This window comes from Sporosarcina gallistercoris (assembly GCF_014836415.1).
In the GTDB taxonomy this organism is placed as follows: domain Bacteria; phylum Bacillota; class Bacilli; order Bacillales_A; family Planococcaceae; genus Sporosarcina; species Sporosarcina gallistercoris.
Genome location: NZ_JACSQY010000018.1, coordinates 23,886 through 31,344, shown reverse-complemented (window position 1 = coordinate 31,344; position 7,459 = coordinate 23,886). Strand labels below are relative to the sequence as shown.

Annotated in this window: 8 protein-coding genes; all 8 read left to right on the top strand. The window is 45.4% G+C overall.

The window, feature by feature from the left end:
* Positions 1-51: 51 nt before the first annotated feature.
* Positions 52-516 carry a hypothetical protein gene (locus H9659_RS15210; RefSeq protein WP_191692182.1) on the top strand — a complete coding sequence of 155 codons (465 nt, stop codon included), beginning with the start codon at positions 52-54 and terminating at the stop codon, positions 514-516.
* Positions 517-742: 226 nt separating this feature from the next.
* Entirely contained in the window at positions 743-1,072 is a 330-nt protein-coding gene (cccB, locus tag H9659_RS15205; RefSeq protein ID WP_404828993.1) for a cytochrome c551, read from the top strand.
* Between the two features lie 279 nt (positions 1,073-1,351).
* Positions 1,352-2,038: a cell division ATP-binding protein FtsE gene (gene ftsE, locus H9659_RS15200; RefSeq protein WP_191692180.1), complete on the top strand. Its 687-nt coding sequence runs from the start codon at positions 1,352-1,354 to the stop codon at positions 2,036-2,038.
* Entirely contained in the window at positions 2,028-2,912 is an 885-nt protein-coding gene (ftsX, locus tag H9659_RS15195; RefSeq protein ID WP_191692177.1) for a permease-like cell division protein FtsX, read from the top strand. Before ftsE ends, ftsX begins: the two co-directional genes overlap by 11 nt.
* Positions 2,913-2,950: 38 nt before the next feature.
* Complete coding sequence (locus tag H9659_RS15190) at positions 2,951-4,306, top strand: murein hydrolase activator EnvC family protein (protein ID WP_318240745.1); 1,356 nt, start codon at positions 2,951-2,953, stop codon at positions 4,304-4,306.
* A 187-nt stretch (positions 4,307-4,493) separates the two neighbouring features.
* Positions 4,494-5,144 (top strand): hypothetical protein, encoded by a 651-nt coding sequence (locus tag H9659_RS15185; RefSeq protein ID WP_191692176.1) that lies wholly within the window; start codon positions 4,494-4,496, stop codon positions 5,142-5,144.
* The gene (locus H9659_RS15180) at positions 5,141-5,713 is read left to right on the top strand and encodes a peroxiredoxin family protein (protein ID WP_191692174.1); all 573 of its coding nucleotides are present in this window, start codon (positions 5,141-5,143) and stop codon (positions 5,711-5,713) included. Before H9659_RS15185 ends, H9659_RS15180 begins: the two co-directional genes overlap by 4 nt.
* Before the next feature lie 230 nt (positions 5,714-5,943).
* Positions 5,944-7,383, top strand: a complete 1,440-nt coding sequence (locus H9659_RS15175) for a S41 family peptidase (protein ID WP_191692171.1) — start codon at positions 5,944-5,946, stop codon at positions 7,381-7,383.
* Positions 7,384-7,459 lie beyond the last annotated feature (76 nt).

Here is a 7,459-nt window from a genome sequence, read left to right as displayed (position 1 = left end):
ACGCTAGATTATCTAACGCCAATTGAGTACCGATTAGAGACCTTATAAAAATTGTCCGATTTAATGTTGACAAGCCAGTTCTTCAAAAAGAATGAAAAAGCGAATCAAGTGTTTTATCACGTTGCCGTTTTTACAAACGGTTCGACGGATGAAGATACATCTCAAGCATGGACGGACCAGCTGATGGACGCTGCTGAGAATGTGGCAACAGCTGAGTGGATTATTGCAGAAGAATACGATACCGGTGAACTTGCGATTCTCAAGGAGCGGTTTCCGGCAGTAGATCAGCAACAACCTTTTTTTCAAATCAACGAAATTGATTACACGGAAATTCAAAAAGAAGTGGAAAAAATGGAAAGTACTCAAAAGTGGCGGAAGTTTTTCAATCTGATCCCTTTAACCGATTATCTCGACATTGAAGATCGAATTGTTTCAGATGCGTCAAAATCGCTGCTCTGCACAAATGACCTGGATGAAGCCGAACGTTTTTTAGTGAAACAGGCGTCAATTGGGTGAAAATAAATAAGCAGTTGGCGTTTCATGTTTGAAGAAAGGCTTTTCTTTGTAAAACGGTTAGTTCACCAAAAAAGGTTTGATTTCTGAAGAATAGTGAATACTAATTAAAAGAAGTTCGCTTTGAACAACGAATTAGACATAACTCCGTCACAAGGTCAGAGCGAGCTTGGTCTATATTTGTTATACTAAGAAAGCACGTATTCATTTATCCAAAGGAGGAAATTTCATGAAAATGAAAAACAAATTCTTAGCGACGATCTTCGGCGCAGCACTTGTACTCGGTGCTTGCGGCGGCGGAGACGACAATGCTGGAGACAAAGATTCAGCAGCTGGTGACGTGAACGCAGACAAAGTCTATCAAGCGAACTGTGCAACTTGTCACGGTGGTAAGTTGGAAGGGAAGAATGGTCCTGCACTAGCTAACATCGGCGGACAGCTTTCTGAAGACGAAATCCATGACATCATCGAAAACGGTAAATCCGGCGGAATGCCTGGAGGTCTCATCAAAGGTGAAGAGCTCGACGCAGTTGCTAAATGGCTTTCTGAAAAGAAATAAGTAGTAGTACACGGTTGAACTCATCACAAACAAAAAAGGAACGGATTGCGCTTCGGCGTCTCTGTTCCTTTTTTGTTTGTGTTTTTTCAAAGATGTGACTTGCTCACTCTTCGACATAAAAATCTCTTGGATTGCCAAAAACAGGTACTAACATTACAGAATTGTTGAAACGCGGTGAACGTTTTAGAGGAAATGAAATATTCCTGTAATACTGTGTAGGTTTATATCTGTTATACTTAAAAAGCTGAATAAAAGTTTTGAATCAGGTGGTTACAAAAAATGATTAAAATGAAAAACGTATACAAAAAGTATTCGAACGGTGTCGTTGCCGCAAACGGTATTAATATCGACATTAACCGCGGTGAATTTGTTTACGTCGTGGGCCCTAGTGGTGCAGGTAAATCGACATTCATCAAAATGATGTATCGCGAAGAAGCTCCAACAAGCGGACAGATTTTTATCGATGGAACAGAACTTGGTTCGTTAAAAAACAAAGAGATCCCTTACTTGAGAAGACAGATTGGTGTCGTGTTTCAAGACTTCAAATTGCTTCCGAGACTGAATGTTTATGAGAATGTGGCATTTGCACTTGAAGTAATTGAAGAAACACCGACAGAAATCCGTAAAAAGGTAACAGATGTTTTAGCGCTTGTCGGATTGTCCCAAAAAGCGAGAATGTTTCCTAACGAGTTATCAGGCGGAGAACAGCAGCGAGTGTCGATTGCACGTTCGATTGTAAATGAACCTAAATTGGTCATTGCAGACGAGCCGACAGGAAACCTCGATCCGGATACGTCGTTAGGCATCATGAACATCTTCGAAAAAATCAACAATCGTGGGGCGACCATTATCATGGCGACACACAACAAAGACATAGTGAATAGTATCCGCCATCGCGTTCTGTTAGTAGAGGGCGGAATGATCACTCGAGATGAATATGAAGGAGAATACAGTTATGAAGGGTAGGACGCTAGGCCGTCACTTCCGGGAGAGTTTCAAGAGTCTCGGACGAAATGGCTGGATGACGTTCGCCTCCATCAGCGCCGTTGCGGTTACTCTCCTGCTTGTAGGCAGTTTCATCGTAATGATGATGAACTTGAACAAGATGGCGGATAACATCGAGAACGACGTGGAAATTAAAGTGGTTGCGGACGCTGCAGCAAGTGATGCGGCCGTGAAAGAGTTGCAAGAGAAAATAGAGAAGGTAGACGGAGTCGCAAGTGTCGATTTTGCCTCCAGAGAAGATGAACTGGACAAGATCATCAAATCATACGGTAAAGAACTCTCGCTCTATAAACAAAGTAATCCATTAGGTGATGCGCTTTATGTGAAAGCGGCGGATCCGCATAATACGGCTGCAATTGCAAAAAAGATCGATACATACGAGTACACAGCTGATGTCGTCTATGGAGCAGGAAAGGTCGAAAAGCTGTTCAACGTCGTTGGAATCAGCCGGAATATCGGCTTGATCTTAATCCTGGCGTTGCTGTTTACGGCGATGTTCCTCATCTCCAACACCATTCGTTTGACGATCATTGCACGTGGTCGAGAGATTGAAATTATGAAACTAGTCGGAGCGACTAATAACTTTGTCCGCATTCCGTTTATTCTGGAAGGTATTTGGCTTGGAATCTTAGGTTCGATTCTTCCGATGGCGGCCATTGCGATTGCTTATCAACAAATTTACGCTTATTGGCAACCTAGATTGGTAGATGAACTATTCCAACTATTGGAACCTGTACCATTCATCATCCAAGTAGATGGCCTATTGTTATTTATGGGAGTGTTTATCGGCGTATGGGGCAGTATGATGTCCGTGCGCAAATTCTTGAAAGTCTGACTTGGCCGATTCGTACTATTGAAAGGGGAACTGGGACTGTGAGAAAGAATAAGGGATTGCTACTATCTACAATGGGTGTGTTGTTGCTTTCAACCACTTTAACTGGAACAGTAGCGTCAGCAAGCTCATTGAAAGATATGCAAGATGAGAAAAAGGTGCTTGAACAGAAACAAAATGAATTAAACAAAGGGATTCAAAACAAATCCAATGAAATCAATAAAAAACAAACTAAGAAGCAATCGCTCATGGAGCAAATCACTAAGTTGAATGGCGAAATCGAGACGAACAACGAAAAAATCCGTGATGTTGAGGAGAAAATCGCTCAAACAACGCAAGAAATCACGGATCTGCGGGCTTCCATCAAGACGTTGGAAAAACGGATCAAAGAACGCGACGAAGTATTGAGAGAGCGTGTTCGTACGATGCAGGTGAAAGGCGGAGACGTCAGCTACCTGGACGTGCTTCTTGGCGCGAACAGTTTTTCGGATTTCATCGATCGTTTTTCAGCCGTCTCTACGCTAATGGATGCTGACCGGAAAATCATGAAACAGCAAGAAGACGATATGAATCAGCTAGAAGAAGAAAAGAAGATGGTGGAGACTAAGCTTTCTCAACAAGAGGAGCGCAAAACCAAACTGACGGGTTTGAAGAAGAAGTTTGAAGCGCAGAAAGTTGAGAAGGACAAGCTAGTTGACCAATTGGAAGCTGAACAAGCTAAACTGACTAATGAAAAGGCAAGTTTGGAAAACGAGTTCGAGGAGACCCACGAACTTTCAGAAGACCTTGTGAACAAGATTAGCGCGGAGCAAGACCGTTTGGCAGAAGTTGCACGCCAAGCAGAACTGAAGCGGAAACGTGATGCGGAGGCTGCTGCAGCTGCAGAAAAACGTCGTGCTGAGCAGGCAGCTGCAAATTCTTCGAGTTCGTCAAATAATCATGTGTATACCCAGCCTGAAACATCGGCACCTGTTGTTTCAAGCGGTTCTTGGACTAGCCCGGCTCGCGGACCACTCACATCTTCATTCGGTTGGAGAATGCACCCGATTTTCCACACACAGAAACAACACCGTGGACAAGATATTGGGATTCCAGTAGGTACAACGGTTGTCGGAGCAGCTGAAGGTGTCGTTTCCCATGCAGGACCAATGGGCGGTTTCGGGAACGCAATTATGATCACGCACTCCATCAATGGTCAAATCTTCACATCCGTTTACGCACACTTATCGAGTATCGGAGTGAGCACGGGACAACACGTCGGAAAAGGTCAATTCATCGGGAAATCAGGGAATACAGGAAATTCAACAGGGCCTCACTTGCACTTTGAAATTCATGTTGGTAACTTCTCTGCAACTGGTCCGAGTGCCGTGAATCCATTGCGTTATGTATCATTTTAAGGTTCGCCTCTATAAGTAGTATTACCGGATTCTCCCTGAGACAAACCTCTTGGATTAGGGAATTCCGATTACACCGAAAGGCTCGCATTCATGCGGGTCTTTTTCTATGGAAACATAAGGGGATTTTGTGGTTTTAACGGGCGCTTTACGATACCATAAGAGGTATACCTGACTAAAGGAGAATTCAATGGCTGTCACCGATTATTATCTGTTATGGAAGGTCACTGTCCCTTCTTCTTGGATTGCAGTTGTCGGCGGTTTCATCCTCGCATGGCTCGCTGTCAGAATGAAATTCGGTAAATCCGTAGCGGACACTGTTGCCGATGCGCTGTTTACCACAATTATTGTATGGAAGCTGTCCGTAATCGTAACGGACTTTGAAACGGTTCGTCGTGCACCTCTCGCTCTCCTATATTTTAACGGAGGCAGGTTTGGGTTCCTTGGCGGAATTCTTGTCGCAGCTTTGTTCATTCGATTTTCCCGTAAGCCTAAGCCGCTATCCGTCAGCCGAGGATTTTTGCTAGGAATCATATGTGCACAAGCAGGTTATCAAGTGGTGATGGCGATTCTGAACGAAGGAACGCTCATGTCAAAAGGAATGACAATTGTCTTGTTTGCAGGGGTGGCGGTGTTGGCATTTCTTCGTATTGAAGATGAAAGTGTACCCGTTATGTACGGTGCGGGGTTATTTGTAGCATTCCATGCATTCATTGCTGCACTGCAGCCCGTTGGATTTACAGGCATCCCATTCGCGGCGACGGTTGTTGCGAGCGTTTTAGTCGTAATAATTTCTAGTCATTTCACACAAGATAAGGAAACAGATGGAGGGATACGATGAACAAAAAGTGGATAGGATACGTAATCGCGATTCTACTGATCGGTACGATGATTGTCGTTATGGTGAAGACGAATTTGGATAAACCTGAGGTCATCGATACGGCTTCCACCAAAGCGATGTCCAACGAAACAGTTGGACTTGAACAAGGTGAAACTCCGCCAGACTTTGAGCTGGAGACACTGGAGGGCGACAAAGTCCGTCTTTCCGACCTCAAAGGGAAGAAAGTCATCTTGAACTTCTGGGCAACGTGGTGTCCGCCATGTAAAGCAGAAATGCCCCACATGGAAAACTACTATAAGAAACTAAAACCTGAAGACAACGTCGAGCTGATTTCAGTCAATTTGACAACTGCAGAAAACCGCGGCGTGAAAGCTGTGGAGGAATTCGTGGATGCTTACGAGTTAACGTTCCCGATCTTGCTCGATACTGAAGAACTCGGCATGACAGACTACAAAGTTTTCTCGATTCCTACTACCTATATTCTCGGAACCGATGGCACCATCGACAACCAAATCGTCGGCCCGATGGATGAAGAAATGATGGAACAGCTAGTGAAGGATCTTGAGTAAACGGATTTGAAGCGTTCCGAGCAGAGAGTGGAGGCCTTAAATTTTGCAAAGAGCGCAGAAACTAAGGCCAATTAAACTCTTTGTAGTTCAGTTGGCTGAGGTCGAGCCCGCGGAGAACGTCCGTCTGCAGTGGAAATCATTACAATCTATACTATTTTCATTTCCCGGCTCCTGCTAGTCGTAACCTTCACCCTTCGTTCATATAGTGGAACGAGGAGGGGATGGTGACGATGCGCAGGAGTCGTTTTTTTGCGTTTGGTATTTTAGCCGCAGTTGCGGTTTGTCTCGTACTGGTGTTGGACGGCTGTGGAAAAAGTGAAGACAACGTCCACAACTCGAGTGGGAAGTTCGGAGTCATTGACGAAGCGTACGAAGTCATAACAGGAAACGCCGTGTACAAACTGAAAGACGACGAATTGATCGAAGGTGCCTTGCGTGGCATGGCGGACGTAATCGGGGACCCGTATTCCACATACTTGACGAAAGAAGAAGCAGCGTCCCACAAGGAATCGCTCGCTGGAGAACGCGTCGGAATTGGAGCCGAAATCACCCGGACCAATGGCAAGTTCGTAATCGTTTCGCCGGTAAAAGGCTCGCCTTCAGAAAAAGCGGGATTGCTTCCTTACGATGAACTCGTACAAATTGACGGAGAACGAGTCGATGGACTGACATTGAAAGAGGTCGTCAAAAAAATCCGTGGAAAGCAAGGGACATCCGTAAAATTAGTCGTTTATCGTCCGGAGTCCGGTAAGCACGTGGAAATGTCGATTGAACGGGACGTCATTCCTGTCCACACAGTATCTTCGGAAATTTTGGAAGAACGAGGAAAGAAAATCGGCTACATAGGGTTGACGATGTTCGGGGAGGATAGTGCCAAAGAGTGGCAGGCGGCAACCGAATTACTCGTGAAAGAAGGAGCCGAAGCGTTACTGATCGATGTCCGGGGGAATCCAGGCGGCTACTTGCATGCTGTTGGGAACATCGCGGGGAGCATGCTTCCGGAAGATACGGTATTTGCCTATATGGAAGACGTGAAAGGTCAATTGACGCCTCTTGTGACAGAGCCGCCAAAAGAGTTGGAGTTCAATCCTAAGCTACAGACGATTCCAGTCGTATTACTGCAGGACAAAGGAAGTGCTTCAGCGAGTGAAGTATTGAGTGGTGCGCTTCAGGACCTCGGCCGCGGTTTCATTGTCGGGACGACGAGTTTCGGGAAGGGGACTGTGCAGGAGACGATGAAGCTGTCGAATGGCGGTGAAGTGAAGCTGTCGACCCATAAGTGGCTCACTCCGAAAGAGCGCTGGATCCACACGGAAGGAATCGCAACTGACCTCGAAGTGAAGCAGAATAGCTTATTCTCGGAGCATTTAAGAGTCATTGCTGAGACCTATAAAGAACAGCAATTCCATGATGATGTCGCATATGCACAGCGATTGTTGAAATCGCTCGGATATGATCCAGGCAGAGTGGACGGTTTCTTCGATGAAGCAACGGGCGAGGCCATAGCTCAATTCATGGATCATGAAAAGGCGGATTCGTCAGGAGAAATGGATAGCAAGTTCTTCCAGACTCTGAAAGCGAGTGCAGAGGCGTATCGCAACGATCGGGCAAACGATGAGCAGCTCTCGATGGCGATCGGTTATTTGCAACATAAGTTATCCGGGAATTGAGCGGATGGCCCTATCCGTAAATAACAGTCTGTCGCTACTATCCATTCCATTCCAATCTTTGTTACAATAGAGGAAA

Excerpts from the sequence above, each read along its gene's own strand:
- cccB (WP_404828993.1), top strand. The coding sequence starts at position 743 with ATGAAAATGAAAAACAAATTCTTAGCGACGATCTTCGGCGCAGCACTT.
- ftsE (WP_191692180.1), top strand. The coding sequence starts at position 1,352 with ATGATTAAAATGAAAAACGTATACAAAAAGTATTCGAACGGTGTCGTT.
- ftsX (WP_191692177.1), top strand. The coding sequence starts at position 2,028 with ATGAAGGGTAGGACGCTAGGCCGTCACTTCCGGGAGAGTTTCAAGAGT.
- H9659_RS15185 (WP_191692176.1), top strand. The coding sequence starts at position 4,494 with ATGGCTGTCACCGATTATTATCTGTTATGGAAGGTCACTGTCCCTTCT.
- H9659_RS15180 (WP_191692174.1), top strand. The coding sequence starts at position 5,141 with ATGAACAAAAAGTGGATAGGATACGTAATCGCGATTCTACTGATCGGT.
- H9659_RS15175 (WP_191692171.1), top strand. The coding sequence starts at position 5,944 with ATGCGCAGGAGTCGTTTTTTTGCGTTTGGTATTTTAGCCGCAGTTGCG.